This is a genomic window from Kitasatospora putterlickiae, from assembly GCF_039527695.1.
Taxonomy (GTDB): Bacteria; Actinomycetota; Actinomycetes; order Streptomycetales; family Streptomycetaceae; genus Kitasatospora; species Kitasatospora putterlickiae.
This window is the reverse complement of record NZ_BAAAKJ010000068.1, coordinates 31,022-51,697: the sequence shown is the minus strand read 5'-3', so window position 1 is coordinate 51,697 and position 20,676 is coordinate 31,022. Positions and strand designations below refer to the sequence as shown.

The 20,676-nt window shown below is 73.6% G+C and carries 21 protein-coding genes and 2 pseudogenes; 14 read left to right on the top strand and 9 right to left on the bottom strand.

Annotated features, from left to right (window positions below; all coding sequences use genetic code 11):
- Position 1: 1 nt before the first annotated feature.
- Positions 2-1,204 carry an NsdA family TPR-like regulatory protein gene (locus tag ABD308_RS08005; RefSeq protein ID WP_486327013.1) on the bottom strand — a complete coding sequence of 401 codons (1,203 nt, stop codon included), beginning with the start codon at positions 1,202-1,204 and terminating at the stop codon, positions 2-4.
- A gap of 292 nt (positions 1,205-1,496) precedes the next feature.
- On the opposite strand from ABD308_RS08005, the gene ABD308_RS08000 reads away from it, so the two are divergent.
- The 3 genes and pseudogenes from ABD308_RS08000 to ABD308_RS07990 all read left to right on the top strand — a co-directional run bounded on the left by ABD308_RS08000 (position 1,497) and on the right by ABD308_RS07990 (position 2,777).
- Entirely contained in the window at positions 1,497-1,625 is a 129-nt protein-coding gene (locus tag ABD308_RS08000; RefSeq protein ID WP_344329743.1) for an albusnodin family lasso peptide, read from the top strand.
- A 167-nt stretch (positions 1,626-1,792) separates the two neighbouring features.
- Positions 1,793-2,185: pseudogene (locus ABD308_RS07995) on the top strand (asparagine synthase); the annotation flags it as partial.
- 112 nt (positions 2,186-2,297) lie between these two features.
- Positions 2,298-2,777 (top strand): GNAT family N-acetyltransferase, encoded by a 480-nt coding sequence (locus tag ABD308_RS07990; protein ID WP_344329774.1) that lies wholly within the window; start codon positions 2,298-2,300, stop codon positions 2,775-2,777.
- Positions 2,778-2,786: 9 nt separating this feature from the next.
- Here the strand turns inward: ABD308_RS07990 and ABD308_RS07985 are convergent, their stop codons facing one another.
- From ABD308_RS07985 to ABD308_RS07975, 3 genes are all read right to left on the bottom strand, one after another.
- Positions 2,787-3,701, bottom strand: coding sequence for a zinc-binding dehydrogenase (locus ABD308_RS07985; protein WP_344329740.1), 915 nt, complete (start codon positions 3,699-3,701; stop codon positions 2,787-2,789).
- 159 nt (positions 3,702-3,860) lie between these two features.
- Positions 3,861-4,118, bottom strand: coding sequence for a hypothetical protein (locus ABD308_RS07980; protein WP_344329738.1), 258 nt, complete (start codon positions 4,116-4,118; stop codon positions 3,861-3,863).
- A gap of 104 nt (positions 4,119-4,222) precedes the next feature.
- On the bottom strand, positions 4,223-4,972 hold the full coding sequence (locus ABD308_RS07975) for a TetR/AcrR family transcriptional regulator (RefSeq protein WP_344329735.1): 750 nt from the start codon (positions 4,970-4,972) through the stop codon (positions 4,223-4,225).
- A 119-nt stretch (positions 4,973-5,091) separates the two neighbouring features.
- Between ABD308_RS07975 and ABD308_RS07970 the strand changes: the two genes are divergently transcribed.
- Both ABD308_RS07970 and ABD308_RS07965 read left to right on the top strand, forming a co-directional pair.
- Entirely contained in the window at positions 5,092-6,006 is a 915-nt protein-coding gene (locus ABD308_RS07970; RefSeq protein WP_344329732.1) for an NmrA family NAD(P)-binding protein, read from the top strand.
- An 82-nt stretch (positions 6,007-6,088) separates the two neighbouring features.
- Positions 6,089-6,448: a hypothetical protein gene (locus tag ABD308_RS07965; RefSeq protein WP_344329730.1), complete on the top strand. Its 360-nt coding sequence runs from the start codon at positions 6,089-6,091 to the stop codon at positions 6,446-6,448.
- 13 nt (positions 6,449-6,461) lie between these two features.
- Here ABD308_RS07965 and ABD308_RS07960 read toward each other — a convergent pair whose 3' ends face one another.
- Both ABD308_RS07960 and ABD308_RS07955 read right to left on the bottom strand, forming a co-directional pair.
- Positions 6,462-6,905 (bottom strand): DUF4259 domain-containing protein, encoded by a 444-nt coding sequence (locus tag ABD308_RS07960; RefSeq protein WP_344329772.1) that lies wholly within the window; start codon positions 6,903-6,905, stop codon positions 6,462-6,464.
- A 59-nt stretch (positions 6,906-6,964) separates the two neighbouring features.
- Positions 6,965-10,003, bottom strand: coding sequence for a class I adenylate-forming enzyme family protein (locus ABD308_RS07955; protein WP_344329769.1), 3,039 nt, complete (start codon positions 10,001-10,003; stop codon positions 6,965-6,967).
- Positions 10,004-10,288: 285 nt separating this feature from the next.
- Between ABD308_RS07955 and ABD308_RS07950 the strand changes: the two genes are divergently transcribed.
- From ABD308_RS07950 to ABD308_RS07915, 8 genes are all read left to right on the top strand, one after another.
- Positions 10,289-10,657 (top strand): hypothetical protein, encoded by a 369-nt coding sequence (locus ABD308_RS07950; RefSeq protein ID WP_344329776.1) that lies wholly within the window; start codon positions 10,289-10,291, stop codon positions 10,655-10,657.
- A 151-nt stretch (positions 10,658-10,808) separates the two neighbouring features.
- Positions 10,809-12,092 carry an ABC transporter substrate-binding protein gene (locus tag ABD308_RS07945; protein WP_344329729.1) on the top strand — a complete coding sequence of 428 codons (1,284 nt, stop codon included), beginning with the start codon at positions 10,809-10,811 and terminating at the stop codon, positions 12,090-12,092.
- Entirely contained in the window at positions 12,089-13,015 is a 927-nt protein-coding gene (locus ABD308_RS07940; RefSeq protein ID WP_344329727.1) for a carbohydrate ABC transporter permease, read from the top strand. Before ABD308_RS07945 ends, ABD308_RS07940 begins: the two co-directional genes overlap by 4 nt.
- Positions 13,012-13,845 carry a carbohydrate ABC transporter permease gene (locus ABD308_RS07935; protein ID WP_344329726.1) on the top strand — a complete coding sequence of 278 codons (834 nt, stop codon included), beginning with the start codon at positions 13,012-13,014 and terminating at the stop codon, positions 13,843-13,845. The genes ABD308_RS07940 and ABD308_RS07935 overlap by 4 nt, the downstream gene beginning before the upstream one ends.
- A gap of 9 nt (positions 13,846-13,854) precedes the next feature.
- Positions 13,855-15,039, top strand: a complete 1,185-nt coding sequence (locus ABD308_RS07930; RefSeq protein ID WP_344329723.1) for an ABC transporter ATP-binding protein — start codon at positions 13,855-13,857, stop codon at positions 15,037-15,039.
- Between the two features lie 114 nt (positions 15,040-15,153).
- A complete protein-coding gene (locus ABD308_RS07925; protein WP_344329721.1) occupies positions 15,154-15,420 on the top strand; it encodes a GlsB/YeaQ/YmgE family stress response membrane protein in 267 nt (88 codons plus the stop codon).
- Between the two features lie 167 nt (positions 15,421-15,587).
- Positions 15,588-16,331: a polyprenol monophosphomannose synthase gene (locus ABD308_RS07920; protein ID WP_344329720.1), complete on the top strand. Its 744-nt coding sequence runs from the start codon at positions 15,588-15,590 to the stop codon at positions 16,329-16,331.
- Positions 16,332-16,346: 15 nt separating this feature from the next.
- Positions 16,347-17,603: an aromatic acid exporter family protein gene (locus ABD308_RS07915; RefSeq protein WP_425554718.1), complete on the top strand. Its 1,257-nt coding sequence runs from the start codon at positions 16,347-16,349 to the stop codon at positions 17,601-17,603.
- 17 nt (positions 17,604-17,620) lie between these two features.
- Here ABD308_RS07915 and ABD308_RS07910 read toward each other — a convergent pair whose 3' ends face one another.
- The 3 genes from ABD308_RS07910 to ABD308_RS07900 form a co-directional block, all read right to left on the bottom strand.
- Entirely contained in the window at positions 17,621-18,070 is a 450-nt protein-coding gene (locus ABD308_RS07910; RefSeq protein ID WP_344329719.1) for an SRPBCC family protein, read from the bottom strand.
- 4 nt (positions 18,071-18,074) lie between these two features.
- Positions 18,075-18,548, bottom strand: a complete 474-nt coding sequence (locus ABD308_RS07905; protein WP_344329717.1) for a VOC family protein — start codon at positions 18,546-18,548, stop codon at positions 18,075-18,077.
- Between the two features lie 413 nt (positions 18,549-18,961).
- Positions 18,962-20,293, bottom strand: coding sequence for a cryptochrome/photolyase family protein (locus ABD308_RS07900; protein ID WP_344329716.1), 1,332 nt, complete (start codon positions 20,291-20,293; stop codon positions 18,962-18,964).
- Between the two features lie 116 nt (positions 20,294-20,409).
- On the opposite strand from ABD308_RS07900, the pseudogene ABD308_RS07895 reads away from it, so the two are divergent.
- Positions 20,410-20,676, top strand: a pseudogene (locus ABD308_RS07895) (aminoglycoside phosphotransferase family protein); the annotation flags it as partial.

Here is a 20,676-nt window from a genome sequence, read left to right as displayed (position 1 = left end):
CTCAGCCCCGCCGCGCACCCGCCATCGGCCGCGCCCGATCCAGCAGTTCACGCACCCGGGGATTCCTCCCATGAGGCCTCGTCGCGCCCATCATCGCCCGGAACCGGTCATCCGCCCGCCCCGACCGCACCTGCGGGTAGTCATCCAGGGCCAAGTGCCAGTTCCGAACGGCTTCTTCTAGCCGCCCCACTTCGACCTGCCACTCGGCCAGCATCGCCCGATGGCGAACCCGGGCCCGCCGATACACGGCGGGCCTGATCTGCTCAGAGCGTTGAAGCGCCCTGATCGCGCCCTCGCGGTCACCGATTTCGCGGTTCACCTGGGCCACGTGATAGGCGAGCGACGCGGGGTCGTACGAGCCGTGAGCCTTGGCCCTGGACTCGGCCTGCTCCATCGCAACTTCGGCCGCCCGCAGCATCGCCAGCGCCCCGGAACGGTCACCGGTTTGGGCTAGGGCATGCGCCTGCTGGCCCGCCAGGAACGCACGCATCCGCGGCCCAGCCTGCGGAGACGCGCTCGACGCTGCCTCCGCGAGCCTCACCGCCTGCGAACCATGGCCGAGTTCGACGGCCTGAACGCTCATGCCTCGCAGTGTGGTGCAGTAGGCGAGATGGTCTCCTGCTGCGAGCGCAAGCTCCAGCGCCTTGGTGTAGTACCGCTGCCCGAGCGTGTCCAAGCGTTCGTCCACAGCCATGTACCCCGTGAGGTAGAGGTGATCGGCCGCCGCAGAGAGCATCGCCTTGCGCACTCCCTCTGAGGCGGTAGCGCGCAGATACGGGACGATGTTGTTGACCATGAACGCGGCCGCCATCGGCCGTGCGGTCCGGCCGCCGAACTGGTCGTCGATCTCACTGATCCGCTCCGTCATCGCGATGACGGACTCGACCTCGCCCATCCCGATCCTGCTGTGCGGATCGGTCCTCAGCCTCTCGAACCGGCCCACCACATCCGGCCACCCGGGAACGGTCAGCGCGACCGAGTAAAGGCCGGCTCCGAGTACACCCCTGCGCGATGGATCCATATCGGCACTCCCGAGATCAAGCAGCCCTCTCACCATGTCTTCGGATTGCTCCTGCTCATCGGGCTGATCCACGAAACCGGCCTCAAACGCGGTGACAACTCTCCCGAGACGCCGGCTCAGAACCTCCAGGACCACTTGACGGTACTTCGCCATGGGGCGGGTTCCGGCGAGCCAGTGAGACACGGCCGACTCGTCCTACCTGAGCCTGAACCCGGCTTCGGTTCCGGCCCGAGTGACCGACCGGGCGAACTCGCCACGCTCCGCGCCGTCGCCCGTCGGCTCACCCGCCGCCGTCGCGCGCGGATACGTCCGCTGCCGAGCAACACCTCGCGCTGCCCCCCGGCGCCTCGCACCGCACACCCACGGTTTCCTGCCCCGAACGCCGGAGCAGAAATGACCCCCTCACGGGCGGTCGAACCCGGGCCGCTACAGGGCGGGACCGGGTAATCCCACCTCATCTCTCAAGGAGGCACTCATGATCGAGCAGCAGTCCACGGAGCCGGAGAACAGCGATCTCATGGTCGAGATCGGCGACCTCACGGTTCTCACCGAGGGTCAGGGCAAGGGCAGCAGCGAGGACAAGCGCCGCGCCTACAACAGCTGACGTCCAGTGGTGCGGCCCCGCCATGCCGGGGCCGCACCACGCCCGCCCTGTCTACCACCCGACGGCCGGCTTCGCCATGCGCTCGAACAGGCCGTCACGCTCCGAACGAGTACGGACTCCGGACTGTCGTCTGACTCTCCGGCGGACTGGACTCCACGAGCATCTCGGTGCTGGCCGCCGCCGCACTACCTGCCGGCCGACGCCTTGACGCGGTGACCGTTCATCCTCACGAGGATCTCGACGGAGCCGACCTCCGCCACGCACGGCTCGCGGCCGCTCGCTACGCACACCGCATCACTCACCATCTGCTTCCGCTCACTGATCACCATCTGCCCTACACCTCCATCACCGAGATCCCGGCGACCGACGAACCCGCGCCATCCACCCTCAGCCTCACCCGGTTCGGCGGCCAGCTGACCTGGCTGCGCACAGAGCTGGGGAGACGAACACATCTGACCGGTGACGGCGGAGACAGCATCCTGTTCCAACCACCCATCCATCTGGCCGACCTCTTCCGCCATCGGCGCTTCCGGCGTGCGCTGGGCGAGACGTTCGGTTGGGCACGGCTTCGCCACTCCGCCGTCGGGCCGATACTCCGCGATGCCGCGCGGACGTCACGGGTCAATCGTCACCAGGCCTTGGCTGTGCTCGCCGACGCCGTCGGCGCGCCAGATCGCGACGACCACGGGCGGGTCATCTGGTTCCCGCTCATTCCGGCAGCAGCCGGAATCCCTGGAGGCGCGGACCGAGGGGATGGCTCGGCAACTCCGGGGCGACAACATCCGGTTCACCGTCTACGAAGTCGCGGGCGACACCGCCGTACCGGTCGGCGTCGCCACGCTGTTGCCGGATCCCGCCGTTCGGACGGCCGAGTATGTGGTGATGCTGGCGCCGGAGGCGCGGGGGCGGGGGCTGGGGACGGCGGCGACCCGGTTGGTGTTGGACTACGCGTTCCACATCACCAATCTGCGGATGGTGTGGCTGAAGGTGCTGGCACCCAACAGGGCGGCCGTCCGGGCGTACGAGAAGGCGGGGTTCCGGACGGTCGGGGCGCTGCGGGAGGCGGGGTACTGGCTCGGGCGGGTCTGTGACGAGGTGGTCATGGACGCGCTTGCCGTCGAGTTCGCCGGGCCGTCGGTGGTGACGGGGTAGCTCGGGGCGCTAGACCAGCAGCAGGGTCTTGCCGAGGGCGGTGCGGTTCTCGATGGCGGCGTGGGCGTCGGCGGCTCGTTCCAGCGGGAAGGTCTGGCCGATGAGTGGGCGGACGCGGCCCGCCGCCGCTTCGGCCATGATTTCGCGGGCCCAGCGGGTGAGGTGGGGGCCGAAGCCGAAGAGCTGCTCGATTCCGATGACCTCCACATCCGCGCGGCGCGCGTCCTCGGGCTCGATGGCGGTGGCCGTTCCGCTCGCGGCGCCGTGGACGGAGAAGCGGCCGCCGCGGGCCGTTGTCCCGAAGGCCGCTCGGCCGATGTCGCCGCCGACTCCGTCGAACACCACGTCCGCGCCGGTGCCGCCGGTGAGGGCGCGTACCTCGTCGGTCCAGTCGGGGGCGCGGTAGTCGACGGCGGCGTCAGCGCCCAGTTCGCGCACGGCGTCGAGCTTCCTGGCGCCCCCGGCGGCGCCGATCACCCTGGCTCCTGCGGCGCGGGCGAGTTGGACGAGCAGGCTGCCCACCCCGCCGGCTGCGGCTTCCACCAGGACCCATTCGCCGGGCCGGATCCGGGCGTGCTCGGCGAGCCCCCGCGCCGTGCTGCCGTCACTGTGGAGCGCCACGGCCTCGGGCAGGCCGAGGCCGTCCGGCGCCGGGAAGAGTTCGGAGACGGCCGCCACCGCCCGCTCGGCGAATCCTCCGGTCTCCCCGGTGCTCGCCAGGACCCGCCGCCCCAGCCAGACCGGGTCCACCCCGGGGCCGACCGCGTCCACCCGGCCGGCGACCAGGCCGCCCGGCACGTACGGCAGCGTCGGAGGCTCGTGCCAGGGATCGGTGCCGCACCTGATCTGGGTCTCGACGAAGGTCATCCCGGCGACGGCCACCTCCACCACCACCTGTCCCGCCCCGGCCGTGGGATCCGGCACCTCCCCCACCACCAGTTCCTCGGGCCCTCCGAAGCGGTGTACCTGTACGGCGCGCATGCTGCCTGCCCCCTGCCTGTGCGTCAGTGCGAACAGGCTCAGCCTGCAAGGTCAACCCCGGTTGAGGTCAAGCGCGCTCGGCCAACGCGGGCCGGACAGGGCCTAACAGTTCTCGGTGATCACGTCCTCCAGCGTCGACAGGGACACGCGATCCTCCTCGATCTTCTTCTCCAGGACCTCCAGCGCCTGCTTGAGGGCGCTGATCTGCGCCTGGTCCGGATTGGCCTGTCCCTGCAACGCGGTGATCTTGGACCTCATCTCCGCCGCGCGGCGCACGTTGTGCTCGATTTCCTTCTTGAGGTCCTTCGCGGCGCGCTTCATCATCTCGCAGCCGGACTCGATGGGAGCTGGAGGGTTCATGTCCGTACGCCTTCCTCGTGGTGCCCCGCCGTTCGGGGCCGGGACGGCCAGTATCGGAGCCCCTGTGCGACCGCACCCGGCGGAGTAGCCCGTTCGGCCGGGGTTCAGCCCGCGAGGCGTCGGCGGCGGGCGCGCTGGCGGCAGGTGGCGCCGCAGTAGCGGCCCGGGCGGCCGGTGGGGCGGACGGTGAGTACGGCCGCGCACTCCTCGCAGTGGGCGCTCTGGACGTCACGGAAGGAACGCGCTTCCGTGACAGGACCGGAGGGCCGCAGCCCGTTCAGGGTCAGGTGGACGAGCTTGAGGCCGGCCGGGTGGTCATGGCGGGCGGTGAGCATGGAGACGCATCCGGCGGTGAGGGCGAGGACATCCTCGGGGTCGACGTCGGGGCGGACACCGCCGACGCGTTGCGCGGCGCGCAGGAGCGCGGTGAGGACCTGGCGGAAGCGCAGCCGGGAGGCCGTGAGCATCGGGCGCGGCCAGCTCGTGTCGGCGGCCACCACGTCGCAGATGTGCCCGCGCCCGCTGGACAGTTCGACCACGTCCAGGAGGAATCCGAAGAAGGCCTCGGTGGGCGCGAACCGGTCGGCCCGTCGTTCGCCGGAGGCGACCAGGTCGTCCAGGTGCTGGGTGAACACCGCCTCCAGGAGGGCCTGTTTGCTCGGGAAGTGCCGGTACACGGTGCCGGCACCGACGCCCGCCCGGCGGGCGATCTCACCGAGCGGGACGTCAAGCCCCTGCGCGGCCATCGCCTGGCCGGCGGCGGCCAGCACCTTGGCCCGGTTGCGGCGGGCGTCGGCCCGGTCCCCGCCGATCGCCGGCGCCGGTGCTGTCGTTGGCGCTGTCGCTGTCGTCATGTCACGAAACCCCTTGTGCCTCGACCCAAACGGGTTGCAGTGTTCCAGATACCCCGGGTCCACCGCATCAGTCGCACCAGTCCGCAGCCTTCGGGCCCCGGGGAAGAGGAGGAGAAACCATGACCATCGACAAGGACACCGCCTGGGCCACCGTCGCCGTGACCGGCGCCACCGGCAAGCAAGGCGGTGCGACGGCCCGACGGCTGCTGGCCGCCGGCCGGCCGGTGCGGGCGCTGGTCCGGGACGGGAACGCGCCCGCCGCCGTGGCACTGGCGGAGGCCGGGGCCGAGCTGGCCGTCGCGGACTTCGACGACCCGTCGGGCCTGGCACCGGCCCTGGACGGTGCCGGCGCCCTGTTCGCCGTGCCGCCGGTCGCCTACGGACCCGCCGGCGGTGACGAGGAGTTGGAGTTCGCCCGGGGCCGGGCCCTGGTCGACGCGGCGGCCGCCGTGGGGATCCGCCAGGTGGTGTTCACCGGCGTCGCCTCGACCACGGGCGCGGCGTTCGCGGCCCCGGGGAAGCGGCGCGTCGAGCGGTACCTGCACGAGCGGATCCCGCTGGTGACCGTGCTGCGTCCGGTGCGGTTCATGACGAACTACCTCGCGGGGCCCGGCCTCGGCCTCGACGGAGTCGTCGACGGCGTCCACCGGCATCTGTTCACGCCGAACGCGCCGCTCCAGGTCATCGCGCTGGAGGACATCGCCGAGTTCGCGGCGCTGGCCTTCGAGCAGCCGGACCGGTTCGCCGGACGGACGCTGGAGCTGGCCGGTGACGACCTGACACCGGTCGAGGCGGCCGCCGCGATCAGCGCCGCGACCGGGATCGCGGTGCGCTACGAGCAGGTCACCCATGACGAGGCGGCCGCGTTGAACCCGGAGTGGGCCGAGGTCCGGCGGCAGTGGGACGCCGGCCACCGCTGGCACGCCGACATCGAGGCGCTGCGGGTCATCCACCCCGGACTGCGCACCCTGTCCGACTGGCTCGCGGAGAGCGGCGCGGCCGCGCTCCGCGCCCGGCTTCTCGGCGCCCCGTAGCCGTCCGGCCCCGCCCCGGAGGACCCGGCGGCTCGACTACGCTCGCCATGGTCGGGGCAGGATCGAACGAGGGGGTACGGCCATGGCGTACGACACCGGCGCACGGGTGAGGCTGACCAGGGAGGTGCAGGTCACCGCGCACGGAACGGCGGCCGGGGGCGGCTTCCCCGGGGCGCTGTTCCTGGCCGAGGGATTGGCGGGCATCGTCACGGGCGTCGAGCAGGGCAGCGGCGGTGTGGCCCAGGACCGGCTGGCGAGCTTCGACGAGCAGGTCCGCCATCTCCCGGGCCTCACGGCCGGCCTGTTCGAGGACCTCCGCCAGCAGGCCATCCGGGCGGGCGTGTTCGGCTCCGGAGCCGGCACCCGGACCAGCTACAAGGTGCAGTTCGCGAACGGGTTCGTTCTCGACGGCCTTGAGGAGGACTGGCTGGCCCCGCTCTAGCGGTCCCGAGGGGCTAGAGGTCGAACAGCGCCTCCGTGGCGGGCTCCGGCTCGGGGGCGAGGACCGCACGCAGGTCCTTGATGCCGCGGCGCCAGGCCTCGCTCTCCTCGGTCTCGTCCCAGAGTTCGGCGAGTTCGGACTCATCGGCGACGACCCGGTCGAGGGCCTCCACGGCCAGCGGACGCAGATCGGCGGCGAAGGTCGGCAGGGGCTCGTCCGGGCCGTAGCTGGTGGTGACCGGCTCGCCGCCGGGGCACTGGGCGGCGACGAGGGCGGCGGCGGCCACGGCCTCGACCGCCTCGTCGCAGTCGAGGTAGTCCTCGGCCCCGGTGTCGGCGGCGACGCTCAGGACGCGGCGCACCAGGCCCTCCCGCTCCTCCAGGGCCGCCTCGTCGAGCGTGCCGGAGAAGTCCGCGGCGGTGTCGTTGTCGAAGTGGCCGATGTCCCAGGTACCCATGATGATCTCCTTCGGTGGGGTCATGGGGATCATGGCATCGGCCACTGACAATCGCGCGGTCAGCCCCCCGCGGCCTCGGCGATGCGGGCCTCCAGGGCGGCGGCGAGGGATTCGACGGCCGCCGGGGTGAAGGCGTGCTCGTTGTAGCGGAGCCAGCAGACCAGGGAGCCGTCGGGCTGTTCGGTGGCGGCGAGTTCGGGGACGTGGCGGTCGCCGCCGGGGAGCGGGTAGGGCACGGTGGCGCTGCGCGGGACCTCCCAGGCCGTGCAGGCGAGGCCGGGGAGCTGGGCGGGGGCGTTCCAGGCCTCGTAGCGCAGCCAGGCCGCGAACGGCACCAGCGGGCTGAACTCCGCGAACGGGTACAGCTGGTGGTCCAGCGCCGCCGTGGCCGTGTCGCGGACCCTGGCGAGGAGTTCGGCGAAGCCCGGGGCTCCGGAGGCGTCGACCCGCAGCAGCAGGGACTGCACGAAGCAGCCGACGGCCTGTTCGGCCTCGGGCGTGGTGCGGCCGGGGACCGGCGTCATCAGGACGAGGTCGTCCTGGCCGCTGCGCTCCGCCAGCAGGCCCAGCCAGACGGTGGCGAGGGCCTGGAAGGGCGTGGCCCCGGCCCCGGCGGCCCGCTCGCGCAGGGCGGTGGCCCGGGCGGCGGGGACGGTGAGGCGGTGGGCGGCGCTGAGGACCGTCTCGGTGTCGGCGCGGCCGGGGAAGGGGTGCACGGCCTCGGGCGCGCCGGCGAGCGCGCGGGCGAAGTGGGCGCGGGAGACCGGCCAGTGGGCGTTGGCGCGGTCGACCAGTTCACCGAGCGTCGGCATCGGCCGGGGCGGCGGCGCGGGGCGGGTGCGGCGCAGCGCCGAGTAGACGACGCCGAGGTCGCGCAGCAGCACGCCGACCGACCAGCCGTCACCGACGATGTGGTGGACGGCGAGCAGCACGGCGTGGTCCTCGGGCCCGCGGCTGACCACGGCGAGGCCGGTCATCGGGCCCTCGCCGACGTCGGTGAGCCGGTCCCGGGTGGCGATCAGCCGGGCGGACACCTCGTCGTCGCTCTCCCCCGGCGCGTCGACCAGGACGGCGTCGATCTCCGGCTCGGGGTCGACCACGGCGCGCCGGACCCCCGGCGCGGCGCCGGGCACCGGCACGAAGCGGGTGCGCAGCGCCGGGTGACGGCGCACCGCCTCGCGCAGGGCCTCGGCCAGCAGTCGGGGGTTCAGCGCCTCGGTGACGCGGAACATGACGGCGACCGAGCCGACGTTGCGGCCCTCGGCCTCGGCCATCCAGCGCAGGAAGTTCTCCTGCTGGGAGGTGAGCGGGATGTCGTGCGGCTGGGCGCGCAGTTCCCGGAGGAACGGGGACAGCTCTGAGTCGGCCAGGGGTTGGTGGCCGTCGGCCGACTTCGGGGCGTCGGCGAGCCAGGCGGCCTGGGCGCGCAGCGAGGGGCGTTCGAAGACGAGCGCGGTGCCGGCGGTGACGCCGAATTCGGCGGAGACGGCGGCGGCGAGCTGGACGGCGCGGAAGGAGTCGCCGCCGAGCGCGAAGAACTCGTCCTCGACGGCGGCGACGGGCCGGCCGAGGATCCTGCGCCAGACGGCGGCGAGGGCGCGTTCGTGCTCGGTGGCGGGCGGGGTGCCGGGCGTGTCGTCGGCCGGGGCGTCGAAGCGGGTGCGGAGTTCGTGCTTGACGACCTTGCCGCTGGGGTTTCGGGGCAGCCGGTCGGTGACCAGGATGCGGACCGGCAGTTCGGCCCGCCCGAGCCTGGCGGCGAGGAAGAGCCGCAGTTCGTCGAGGTCGAGGCCGTCGGCGGCGGGCACGACGGCGGCCACCGGGACGGCGCCCATGACGGGGTGCGGCAGGCCGAGCGCGGCGGCGTCGGCGACCCGCGGGTGGGCGTGCAGGACGTCCTCGATGCGCAGCGTGGAGACCTTGAGGGCGCCGGACTTGATGACGTCGCTCTCCCGGTCGACCAGGTACAGGTAGCCGTCGGCGTCGAGCCGGCCGAGGTCACCCATCCGCACCCAGCCGTCCCGGAAGACGGCGGACGAGGCGTCGGCGCCGACGGTGTAGCCGCGCGGCGGGCCGGGCTGGCGCAGCCACACCTCGCCGACGGCGCCCGGTTCGACGGGGCGGCCGTCCTCGCCGAGCAGCCGCAGGTCGGCGGGGTTGGCGGGGCGTCCGACGGAGCCGGGGCGGCGGGCGTCGACGACGGCGGTTATCTGGGCGGGGGACGCCTCGGCGGAGGTGTAGGTGTTGACCAGGGTCGCGGTCGGCAGGGCCTCACGTAGGGCGGCGGCGACGGGGGCGGGCAGGGCCGCGGCGGAGGAGCTGATCAGCAGGACGCTGCTGAGGTCGTGGCGTTCGGCGGCGCCGGAGTTGAGCAGTTCGACGGCCATCGACGGCACCAGGAAGACGGTGCCGACGCGGTGCTCGGCGACGGCCGCGCCGAACTCCTCGGCGTCGAAGCGCGGCAGGCAGATCGTGGCGGGCGCGGCGACCAGGGCGTTGATCAGGACGACCTGGGCGGCGTTGGTGCCGATCGGGAAGGCGTGCACCACGTGCGCGGAGTGGGCGTAGGGCCGCGGGCGCGGGTCGAGCCGTTGGCCGGCGGTGAGGCTGGCGTGAGCGGCGTGCACGCCCTTGGGCGCGCCGGTGGTGCCGGAGGTGCCGATGACCTGGGCGAGGTCGCCGGGGCCGGGACGGTGCGGCGGCCGGTCGTCGGCCCCGCCGTCCGTCTCCAGGTCGGCGAGGCGCAGGCAGCGCAGGCCGGCGGCGGTGGCGCGCTCGTCGTCGGCCGAGCGGGCGACCGCGAGCGCCGCCGCGCTGTCGCCCGCCAGCCGGGCGGTGTCCTCGGCGCTCAGGTCCTCACGGGCCACGACGCCCGCCGCGCCCGCGTAGTGCGCGGCCAGGAAGGCCACCGCGTAGTCGTCCCAGGCCTGGTTGGGGAAGAGCAGCAGTACCCGGTCCCCCGGCCGCACCCCGGCGCGCGCGAGGCCGTGGGCGGCGCGCACCGCCCGTTCGCGCCAGGTCCGGTAGTCGAGCGCCGGGCGGCCCGGGACCAGCAGCGCGGGCCGGTCGGGGTGCCGGCGCGCCCGGTCGTCGAGCAGATCGGGCAGGGTGAGCGCGTTCGCGGCGTCGGGCGTCGAAACGGCGGTGGCCGGAACGGCGCTGACGGTGGTTCGGGTGCTGATGTCGACTCCCGGTAGAGGCCAGGGCGGGGGGCTGGTCCAGACCGTAGCGGCTCGGCGGCACCACCCGCCAGAGCCGTCCCACCCCGGGCGCCGCGGCCGGTGTACGCGCGCGCCCCCGCCCGGGCGGGCGTCCGGGCATTCGGAGCAACCGGACGCCCGGTCCCGCTTGCGGGCGGCCCGGCCCCGGTGGACGGTCGCCGCATGAGAAGCACACGTGCGCGAAGCGCCCGCCTGGCCGCCGCGGCCGTCCTCGGCTGCCTCGTCCTGGCCCCGGCGGCCTCGGCGACCCCCGCCCACGCCCCCTCCCCCGCCGAGCGGCTGGTCGCCTGCAACGAGGCCGGCACCCGGCAGCCCGGCGACGTCCTGATGCAGGTCCGGATCGGCGCCGGCGGGAGGTTCGAGGGGAGCTACCCCGGCTACACGATCACCAGGATCGAGGCCCGGACCCTCCTCGGCACCCCGCTCTGCTTCACCCTCACCGACGGAGGCCCCGGCACCGACCACTTCGCGCTGACCACCGCCCAGCCGCTCGGCACCGTCAAGGTCTGGGCCAAGCGCGACGCGGCGTAGCCCGGACGACCCGGCCAGACCGCCCCGCCAGACCGCCCGGCTAGCCCGCCCGGGCGGTCCCCGGGGTGTCGCACCCGCCGGTCGGGCCCGGGCGCCGGCCGCCCGGCCTACCGTGGGCCAGCCGCGAGCCGGTCCACCGGAGGGAGTCGCGATGCCCAGACCGAACCACCGGCGCGCCGTCGCCCTAGTGCTCGCGCTCGCGTGGACGCTGGCGGGCTGCGGCGGTGACGGCGGCTCCGGGGACGGCGGCGGGGGCGGCGGGGCCGTCGTGCTCGACTGGTACAACTTCCCGGACGACTCGGGCGCGCTCCAACAGGCCGCCGACAACTGCGGCCGCGACTCCGGCGGGCGCTACTCGATCCGCTACAACAAGCTGCCGCGCACCGCCGACGGCCAGCGCCAGCAGCTGGTGCGCCGGCTGGCCGCGCACGACACCGGCGTGGACATCATGGGCCTGGACGTCACCTGGACGCCCGAGTTCGCCGAGGCCGGCTGGGCGCGCGAGTGGACCGGGGCGCTGCGCGAGCGGGCCACCGAGGACACCCTGGCGGCGGCGCTGCGGACGGCCACCTGGAAGGACCGGCTGTACGCCGTCCCGTACAACTCCAACACCCAACTGCTCTGGTACCGCGACGACCTGGTGCCCACCGCGCCCGCCACCTGGGACGAGCTACTGGAGGCGGCGCGGCGGCTGGCCGAGCAGGACAAGCCGCACTTCATCGAGGTGCAGGGCGCGCAGTACGAGGGTCTGACGGTCTGGTTCAACACCCTGGTCACCAGCGCGGGCGGCTCGATCCTCGCCCCCGACGCGACGGCCCCCTCGCTGGGCGAACCGGCCGTCACGGCCGCGCGGGTGATCCGGGACCTCGCCGGCTCCCCCGCCGCCGACCCCTCGCTGTCCAACCAGATGGAGGACGAGAACCGGCTCGCGATGGAGTCCGGAACCGCCGCCTTCGAGCTCAACTACCCCTTCGTCTATCCGTCGATGAAGGAGAACCAGCCCGAGCTGTTCCCGCACTTCCGCTGGGCGCCCTATCCCTCGGTCGTCCCCGGGCGGCCCGCGACGGTGACCATCGGCGGGATCGACCTCGCCGTCGGCGCCTACTCCCGGCACCCGGAGGCGGCCCAGGAGGCCGTGCTGTGCCTGCGCAACCGCGAGAACCAGCTGACCAACGCGCTCAAGGGCGGCCTGCCGCCGTCGCTGCGCAGCCTGTACACCGCCGCCGAGCTCACCGAGAGCTACCCGTTCGCGGCGGACGTGCTGACGGCCCTCGACTCCGCCTCGGTGCGGCCGCAGACGCCCGCGTACCAGAACGTCTCGATCGCCGTCGCGCACGCCCTCTCCCCGCCCTCGGAGGTGGACCCGCAGCGCACGGTGGCCGACCTCGCCGGGCAGATCAGGGACGCGCTCGGCTCGAAGGGGTTGATCCCGTGACCGCGACCGGATCCCGACCAGCCGCGAGGGCCCCCGGCCGGCTCTCCGAGGGCTCCCGGCAGGAGCGCCGGCTCGCCTGGCTGCTGTGCGCGCCCGCCGTGCTGGTGATGCTGCTGGTGACGGCCTATCCGGTCGGCTACGCCGTCTACCTCTCCTTCCAGCGCTACGACCTGCGCTTCCCGGACCGCTCCGAGTTCGTCGGCCTCGCCAACTACGGCGCCGTGCTGACGTCCCCGTACTGGTGGCAGGCGCTCTGGGTGACGGTGCTGATCACCGTCGTCTCGGTGGCGGCCGAGCTGGTGCTGGGCCTGGCACTGGCGCTCGTGATGCACCGGGCGGTGGTCGGACGGGGGCTGGTCCGCACGGCGGTGCTGGTGCCGTACGGCATCGTCACCGTGGTGGCGGCCTACTCCTGGCAGTACGCCTGGACGCCCGGCACCGGGTACCTGGCGGCGCTGCTGCCGGAGGGCAGCGCGCCGCTCACCGAGCACTGGCCGGCGATCGCCCTGATCGTGCTGGCCGAGGTGTGGAAGACCACGCCGTTCATGGCCCTGCTCCTGCTGGCCGGCCTGGCGCTGGTGCCGGCCGAGACGGTGCGCGCCGCGATGGTCGACGGCGCCGGTTTCGGGCAGCGGCTGCGCCTGGTGATCCTCCCGTTGATGAAACCGGCCATCCTGGTGGCGCTGCTGTTCCGGACCCTGGACGCGTTCCGGATCTTCGACAACATCTACGTGCTGACCGGCGGCGCCAATGACACCGGATCGGTGTCGGTCCTCGGCTACGACAACCTGTTCACCGCCCTCAACCTGGGCATCGGCTCGGCGATCTCGGTGCTGGTGTTCCTCTGCGTGGCGGCGATCGCCCTGGTCTTCGTCAAGGTCTTCGGCGCGGCCGCGCCCGGCGGCTCGGCGGAGCGGCGGTGACCGCCCGGCAGGCCCGCTCCGCCACCGGCTGGGGCGTGGTCAACCTGGTGGTGGTGCTGTACGCGCTGTTCCCGGTCTGGTGGATCGCCGCGCTGTCCTTCAAGGACCCGGCCACCCTGACCGACGGCAACTTCGTGCCGCGCCGCTGGACCCTGGAGAACTACCGGGGCATCTTCCGCACCACCGAGTTCACCCGGTCGCTGGTCAACTCGATCGGCATCGCGGTGATCGCCACCACGATCGCGGTGGTGCTCGCCACCATGGCGGCGTACGCGGTGGCCCGGCTGCGCTTCCCCGGCAAGCGGCCGCTGATCGGGATGTCGCTGCTGATCGCGATGTTCCCGCCGATCTCGCTGGTCTCCCCGCTGTTCGAGATCGAGCGGGTGCTGGGGATCTTCGACACCTGGCTGGGCCTGATCATCCCCTACATGACCTTCTCGCTGCCGCTGGCGATCTACACGCTGTCGGCCTTCTTCCGGGAGATCCCGTGGGAGCTGGAGAAGGCCGCCAAGATGGACGGCGCCACCCCGGCCCAGGCGTTCCGGCTGGTGATCGCCCCGCTGGCCGCGCCGGGCGTGTTCACCACCGGCATCCTGGTCTTCATCTTCTGCTGGAACGACTTCCTCTTCGCGATCTCGCTGACCTCCACGGACGCCGCGCGCACCGTGCCCGCCGCGATCGCCTTCTTCACCGGCAGCTCGCAGTTCCAGCAGCCGACCGGCTCGATCGCCGCCGCGGCGGTGGTGATCACGGTGCCGATCGTGCTGTTCGTGCTGTTCTTCCAACGCCGCATCGTGGCCGGCCTGACCGCCGGCGCAGTGAAGGGATGACGCGGACCGATGGCGGAGATCGTCCTCGACGGCATCAGCAAGCGCTACCCCGACGGCTCGGTGGCCGTCCACGACCTCGACCTGACCGTCGCCGACGGCGAGTTCGTCATCCTGGTCGGCCCCTCCGGCTGCGGGAAGTCCACCACCCTGAACATGATCGCGGGCCTGGAGGACATCACCGGCGGCACCCTGCGGATCGGCGGGCAGGTGGTCAACGACCGGGCGCCCAAGGACCGGGACATCGCGATGGTGTTCCAGAGCTACGCGCTCTACCCGCACATGACCGTCCGCCAGAACATGGGCTTCGCGCTGCGGCTGGCCAGGACCGACAAGGCCGTGATCGCCGCCAAGGTGGCGGAGGCCGCCCGGATCCTCGACCTCACCGAGCACCTGGACCGCCGGCCCGCCAACCTCTCCGGCGGACAGCGCCAGCGCGTCGCGATGGGCCGGGCGATCGTGCGCGACCCCAAGGCCTTCCTGATGGACGAGCCGCTGTCCAACCTGGACGCCAAACTGCGGGTGCAGATGCGCACCCAGATCTCCCGGCTGCAGCGGCGCCTGGGCACCACCACCGTCTACGTCACCCACGACCAGGTCGAGGCGATGACGCTGGGCGACCGGGTGGTGGTGCTCCGCGCGGGCGTGGTGCAGCAGGTCGGCCCGCCGCAGCGGCTCTACGACGAGCCGGCCAACCTGTTCGTCGCCGGGTTCATCGGCTCGCCCGGCATGAACCTGCTGCACGGCCGGCTGGAGGAGGGGGCGCTGCGCACCGCGCTCGGCGACCTGCCGCTCGGTGACCGGCTGCGCCGGCGGCTCACGGCGGCGGACGCGCCGCGCGAGGTGGTGGTCGGCATCCGCCCGGAGCACTTCGAGGACGCCGCGCTGCTGGAGCACCCGACGGGCGGCGCGACCGTCACGGTCGGGGTCGAGGTGGTCGAGTCGGTGGGCTCGGACGTGTACGCGCACTTCACCGTGGAGGGCGACGCGGTCTCCGGCGGCGGCCTGGAGGAGATCGGCGCGCAGCAGGCGGAGGCGGGTGCCAGGGCGCCCGGCCGGGAGGTGGTGGCCCGGATCGGCACCGCCACCCGGGCGGCCGAGGGCGCCCCGCTGGAGCTGTGGATCGACACCGGGCGGCTGCACGTCTTCGATCCGGCCACCGGGACGGCGCTCAGCGCGCTGGAAACGGACGGTTAGAACGCGGAGGAACGGGCAGGCGGGGGCGCGGCCGACCCCGCTCCCCCGCTGGACGTGCCGTGCCGGACGGTTCGGGCGATCATGGGGGAACGCGCCCTCGAAAGGTGGAATGCGATGTTCCAGCTCCTGTGGATTCTGCTCATCGGTTTCGTGCTCGGTGTGATCGCCAAGCTGATCCTGCGCGGCCCGCAGTCGATCCCGTGGTGGCTGACCATGCTGCTCGGCGCGGCCGGGGCCTGGCTCGGCAACGCCGTCGCCGGCTGGATCGGCGTCCGGAACACCTCCGGGATCGACTGGATCCGCCATCTGCTCCAGCTCGGCTTCGCCGTCGCCCTGGTGGCCTTCGTCGCCCCCGCCTGGAGCTCCCGAAGGACCAGATGACGGTCCGGCGACACGGCGTCCGCGACGGCGCGGCTAGACTCGCACGGCCGTACTACGGACCGGCCGTGGTACCGACCACGGCCGGAGCACTGGACGACCGTCCGACCCGGCGCGGACGCCGCTGACCGCACCGGCCAACGGGCGCCGATTTCGCGAGGGAACAGAAGATGGTCGAGGCCTCCCCGAAGGTCGTTGTGGTCGTGCCCACCTACAACGAGCGGGAGAACCTCCCGGTCCTCGCCGGACTGCTGGCCGGCCTCGGCCTGCCGGACCTGCACCTGCTGGTCGTCGACGACAACTCGCCCGACGGCACCGGCGAGATCGCCGACAAGCTGGCCGCCGGGTCGGGGGGCCGGGTCCGGGTGCTGCACCGCACCGAGAAGGACGGCCTGGGCCGGGCCTACGTCGCCGGCATGACCAAGGCCCTGGAGGACGGCGCGGACGTGGTCGTCCAGATGGACGCCGACCTGTCCCACCCGGCCTCCGTGCTGCCGCTCATGGTGTCGACCCTCCTGGCCGACGACACGGCCGTGGTGATCGGCTCCCGCTACGTGCCGGGCGGGTCGACCGCCGAGGAGTGGCCGTGGCACCGCAAGGCGCTCTCGGCCTGGGCCAACCTCTACGTGAACACCATCCTCAGCCTGGGCGTGCGGGACGCCACCGCCGGCTACAAGGCCTGGCGCGCCGAGACCCTGCGGGCGATCGACCTGCCGTCGGTGCACAGCAACGGGTACTCCTTCCAGGTCGAGCTGAACCACCGGGTGGCGCGGCGCGGCCTCACCATCAGGGAGGTGCCGATCCGCTTCGAGGAGCGGGTCGAGGGCGCGTCGAAGATGAGCCTCGCGGTGCAGGTCGAGTCGGCGCTCGCGCCCTGGAAGCTGCTGCGCGAAGGACGCCGCGAGAAGCCGTAGCGAAAGGAGGTCCGGGTGGCGCTGGCGCCGGAGCGGGCCGCCGCACTGGTGCGGCGCGCCGCCCGCGAACCCTTCGCCGTGCAGACCGCCCGGGCGACCGTCGCGGCCACGCTCTCCTACCTGGTGGCGACCTGGCTCAGCAGCGAGCCCGCCCCGCTGACCGCGCCGCTCACCGCGCTGCTGGTCGTCCAGGTCACCGTCTACTCCACGCTCACCACCAGCGTCCGCCGGGTGAACTCGGTGGTGGTCGGCGTGCTGATCGCGATCGGCTTCAGCACCGTGGTCGGGCTCTCCTGGTGGAGCCTCGGGCTGATCATCCTGGCCTCCCTGGTGATCGGCCGGTTCGTCCGGGTGGACGAGTTCGTCCAGGAGGTCGCGATCAGCGCGATGCTGATCCTCGGCGTCACCCAGGTGACCTCCCAGGCCTGGGACCGGGTACTGGAGACCCTGATCGGCGCGAGCGTCGGCCTGCTGTTCAACCTGCTGTTCGCGGCACCGGTCTGGGTCGACACCGCGGGCGAGTCGATCGAGGACCTCGCCCGCCGGGCCCGGCACCTGCTGCTCGACCTCTCCGACCAGCTGGGCCGCCCGACCCCGGTCGAGGACGCCGCCGAGCGCCTGCACGAGGCCCGCCGGCTGGACCAGGCGATCGCCGACGTGGACACGGCGCTGCGGCAGGCCGAGGACAGCCTCCGCTTCAACCCGCGGATCAGCGAGGGGCTGCTCTCCCGGCTGGTGCTGCGCACCGGTCTGGACACCCTGGAGATCTGCGTGGTGGTGATCCGGGTCATCTCGCGCTCGCTGACCGACCTCGCCAAGCGGCGCGCGCCCGGCGAACCGCTGGTCGCCCCGGGGCTGGCGGTGGCGCTGGAGGAGCTGCTCGCGCACGTCGGCGGGGCGCTGGTGAGCTTCGCCGTGCTGGTGACCACCCAGGTCAGTCTGAACGCCGAGGAGGCCGAGGAGCGGCTGAACGCCGAGCTCACCGCCGCCTGGGCGAGCCGGGAGAACGTCGCCCGGCTGCTGCTGGAGCAGGTGCGGGCGCATCCGGAGGCCTGGCACCTGCTCGGCTCGCTGCTGACCGAGGTCGACCGGATCCTCGACGAGCTGGACCTGGAGCACCGCTCCCGGCGGCTGATGGAGGAGCTGGACCGGGCGTCGGTGGCGAGCCGGGAGCGGTTCTCCCGGCTCGGCCGGCTGCGCCGGTGGGTGCGCGGCGACCTTCCGGTGGTCGGCCGGGTGCGCCGCCGGCGCAAGCGCGCCGGGCGGCGCTGAGCCGGGCGGCGCAGGACTCAGGGCATGGTCCAGGGGTCCTGCGGGAGCGGGTGGCCGGTCTCCAGGTAGGTCTTCAGATTGGACAGCACCGCCGACCATCCCGCCTCCACGTCCGCGCGCTCGGCCTCGTCGGCCAGGTTCTCGTGGGTGACGGTCAGCCGGGTGAGGTCCCGGTGGGAGCGCAGCTCGAAGGTGACCCGGGACGGCCCGGCGGGCCGCTCCTCGCCGGGCCCGGACCAGGTGGTGACCAGGAGGTCCGGCCGGTCGGCGGTCTCCACCACGCCGAACACGTCGGCGACGCCGGAGCCGTCCGCCCGCTGGTGCTCCCAGCGGGCGCCCACCTGCCAGGTGGAGACGTTGCGGTGGCCCCAGTAACGGCCGGACTCGTCCGGGTTGGTGAGCGCGTGCCAGACCCGCTGCGGGGTGGCGCGCAGGTAGCAGATGTGACGGTAGGCGGGGGCGGCCACGCGCTCACCCCTCGGCCGCGTCGAGCAGCCGCCGGACGTCGATCTTGCCCATGGTGAGCATCGCCCGGGTCACCCGCGCGGCCTTGTCGCGGTCCGGGTCGGAGACCAGGTCGATCAGGACGCGCGGGGTGACCTGCCAGGACAGGCCCCAGCGGTCCTTGAGCCAACCGCACCGGCTCTCCTGGCCGCCGCCCTCCAGCAGCGCCGCCCAGAGCCGGTCCACCTCCGCCTGGTCGTCGCACCGCACCTGGAGCGAGACGGCCTCGGTGAACGGGAACACCGGGCCGCCGTTGAGGGCGACGAACGGGCGGCCGTCGAGTTCGAAGGCGACGGTCAGCACCTCGCCGGGCGTACCGGGGCCCGCCTCGGTGTAGTGGGTGACGTCGGTGATCCGCGAGTCCGGGAAGACCGACGTGTAGTAGCGGACGGCCTCCTCGGCCTGGTCGTCGTACCAGAGGCATGGGGTGATCTGCTGCATGGGGCCGACGGTAGCGGCGGTCCCCGGCCGGGCGTCCGCGCCACGGCCGGGGGTCACCGGTTCGGCGCCCCCGGCCGAATGCGGACGGCCCTCGGATCAGTGCACCGCGCGGCGCTCCGGCCGTCCTGGGCGGCGTGCGGGCCGTAGTCGGCCTCGTCGAGGTGCGCGCTCCAGAGCCGGACGGCCCGGCCGCCGGGCAGTAGCTCGGGCGCCGGGCCGTCAGGGGGTACCGGACCGGGGCCGTCCGCGGCTGCTGACGGAGGCTGGGAGAGGCGACCCGTTCGACAGTTGGCTGTACAACTGCGGGGGCCCGCGCCCATTCATCCGAAGGCCGGCGGCCGGGGTGTGAACGAAGCGTGACGCGATGTCGGGCGGTTCGGGAACTGTGGGGCGGGCGGGGGCGGGGCGGTGGATCAGTCCAGGCCGCGGGCGCCGCGCAGGCGTTCGGAGAGCGCCGCCGGGTCGACCAGCGGGTCCGGGTAGCCGGCCGGGCGCTCGTCCAGCAGCCACGGGCGGTGCACCGCCCGCCCGGGGACGTGCGCCAGCTCCGGGACCCAGCGCCGGACGTAGGCCCCGTCCGGGTCGAGCCGGTCGGCCTGCGCCAGCGGGTTGAGCACCCGGTTCGGCCGGGTGTCCGTACCGGTGCCCGCCACCCACTGCCAGTTGAGCTGGTTGTTCGCGAGGTCCCCGTCCACCAGCAGCCGCAGGAAGTGGCGGGCGCCGATCCGCCAGTCCCGGTAGAGGGTCTTGGTGAGGAAGGAGGCGGTGACCAGCCGGGCCCGGTTGTGCATCCAGCCCTCGTGGGCGAGTTGGCGCATGCCCGCGTCCACCAGCGGGAAGCCGGTGCGCCCGGCGCGCCAGGCCGCGCACTCCTCGTCGTCCTCGGGCAGCCAGTGGTCGCCCCGGTCGCGGTAGGCGTGGTGCGCGGCCCGCGGGCGGGCGGCGAGCACCTGGTGGTGGAAGTCGCGCCAGACCAGCTGCCGGACGAACGCCTCGGCGCCCTCGCCGCCGTGCCGCAGCGCGTCGGCGGCCAGTTCGGCGGCGGAGAGGCAGCCGAAGTGCAGGTAGGGCGAGAGGCGTGAGGTGGCGTCGGCCGCGAGGTCGTCGTGCAGGTCGGCGTAGCGGTCCAGGTCGTAGCGGCGCCAGAGCCGACGGGCGGCCCGCTCGCCGCCCGGCGGGAGCGCGGGCGACTCCGGTTTCGCGGTGGGCAGGGGCTCGCTCGCGATGCCGTCCGGTGTGCGCAGGGCCTTCGGCGCGCGGTGGACGGTCCGCCGGGGCGCCTGCGACCAGGCGCGGAAGTACGGGGTGAAGACGGCGTAGTGGTCCTTGCCCGCCGGGGTCACCGCGCCGGGGACGAGGGCGGTGAGTGCGCCGTCGTGGACGTGCAGCCGGTCGCCGAGCGCGGCGCGCAGCGCCTGTTCGCGGCGCTGGGCGAAGGCGCTCACTCCGGCGGCCAGATGCACGGAGGCGGCGTCCAGTTCGGCGGCCAGCCGGGCGGTGGCGGGGGCGGCGGGACCCCGGCGCAGCACCAGGCGGCCGCCGAGCGGGCGCAGCGAGGCGTCCAGGTCGGCGAGGCAGTCGGCGAGGAAGGCGGCGCGGTTGGGCGCGGCGAAGCCGGCGGCGGCGATGCCGGGGTCCAGCACGAACAGCGGGACGACCTCGTCCGCGGCGGCGAGGGCGGCGTGCAGCACGGGGTTGTCGTGCAGGCGGAGGTCCTGGGTGAGCAGGGCGATGGCGCGACTCATGGAGGGAAGAGCCTCGCACGGCCGGGGGTGGCCTGGGGGTGCGACACGCGGAGGCGCTCGGCCGGCGGCGACAAATCCGGCGACGTCGGCGGTCGTCCCCGGGATACTGGTCGCCCATGGATGAAGTCACCGTCGTCGTCGCCCACTCCGAACGCGCGACCCTGCGCGTCGGCGAGGTGTTCCTGAAGGTGGACGCCGATCAGGCGCGCGTCGACGTCGAGGTCGAGGCGATGGCCCTCGCGCCGGTCCCGACCCCGGAGGTCCTGTGGCGCAGGCCGCCCGTGCTCGCGATCGCCGCGCTCCCGGGGGCGACGCTCGGGCGCCTCGGCGGGCCGTCGGCCGGGGCACCGCAGGCGTGGAGCGCGGCGGGCGCCGCCATCCGG

Excerpts from the sequence above, each read along its gene's own strand:
- ABD308_RS08000 (WP_344329743.1), top strand. The coding sequence starts at position 1,497 with ATGATCGAGCAGCAGTCCACGGAGCCGGAGAACAGCGATCTCATGGTC.
- ABD308_RS07980 (WP_344329738.1), bottom strand. The coding sequence starts at position 4,118 with ATGAACCCTCCAGCTCCCATCGAGTCCGGCTGCGAGATGATGAAGCGC.
- ABD308_RS07975 (WP_344329735.1), bottom strand. The coding sequence starts at position 4,972 with ATGACGACAGCGACAGCGCCAACGACAGCACCGGCGCCGGCGATCGGC.
- ABD308_RS07970 (WP_344329732.1), top strand. The coding sequence starts at position 5,092 with ATGACCATCGACAAGGACACCGCCTGGGCCACCGTCGCCGTGACCGGC.
- ABD308_RS07965 (WP_344329730.1), top strand. The coding sequence starts at position 6,089 with ATGGCGTACGACACCGGCGCACGGGTGAGGCTGACCAGGGAGGTGCAG.
- ABD308_RS07960 (WP_344329772.1), bottom strand. The coding sequence starts at position 6,905 with ATGGGTACCTGGGACATCGGCCACTTCGACAACGACACCGCCGCGGAC.
- ABD308_RS07950 (WP_344329776.1), top strand. The coding sequence starts at position 10,289 with ATGAGAAGCACACGTGCGCGAAGCGCCCGCCTGGCCGCCGCGGCCGTC.
- ABD308_RS07945 (WP_344329729.1), top strand. The coding sequence starts at position 10,809 with ATGCCCAGACCGAACCACCGGCGCGCCGTCGCCCTAGTGCTCGCGCTC.
- ABD308_RS07930 (WP_344329723.1), top strand. The coding sequence starts at position 13,855 with ATGGCGGAGATCGTCCTCGACGGCATCAGCAAGCGCTACCCCGACGGC.
- ABD308_RS07925 (WP_344329721.1), top strand. The coding sequence starts at position 15,154 with ATGTTCCAGCTCCTGTGGATTCTGCTCATCGGTTTCGTGCTCGGTGTG.
- ABD308_RS07920 (WP_344329720.1), top strand. The coding sequence starts at position 15,588 with ATGGTCGAGGCCTCCCCGAAGGTCGTTGTGGTCGTGCCCACCTACAAC.
- ABD308_RS07905 (WP_344329717.1), bottom strand. The coding sequence starts at position 18,548 with ATGCAGCAGATCACCCCATGCCTCTGGTACGACGACCAGGCCGAGGAG.
- ABD308_RS07900 (WP_344329716.1), bottom strand. The coding sequence starts at position 20,293 with ATGAGTCGCGCCATCGCCCTGCTCACCCAGGACCTCCGCCTGCACGAC.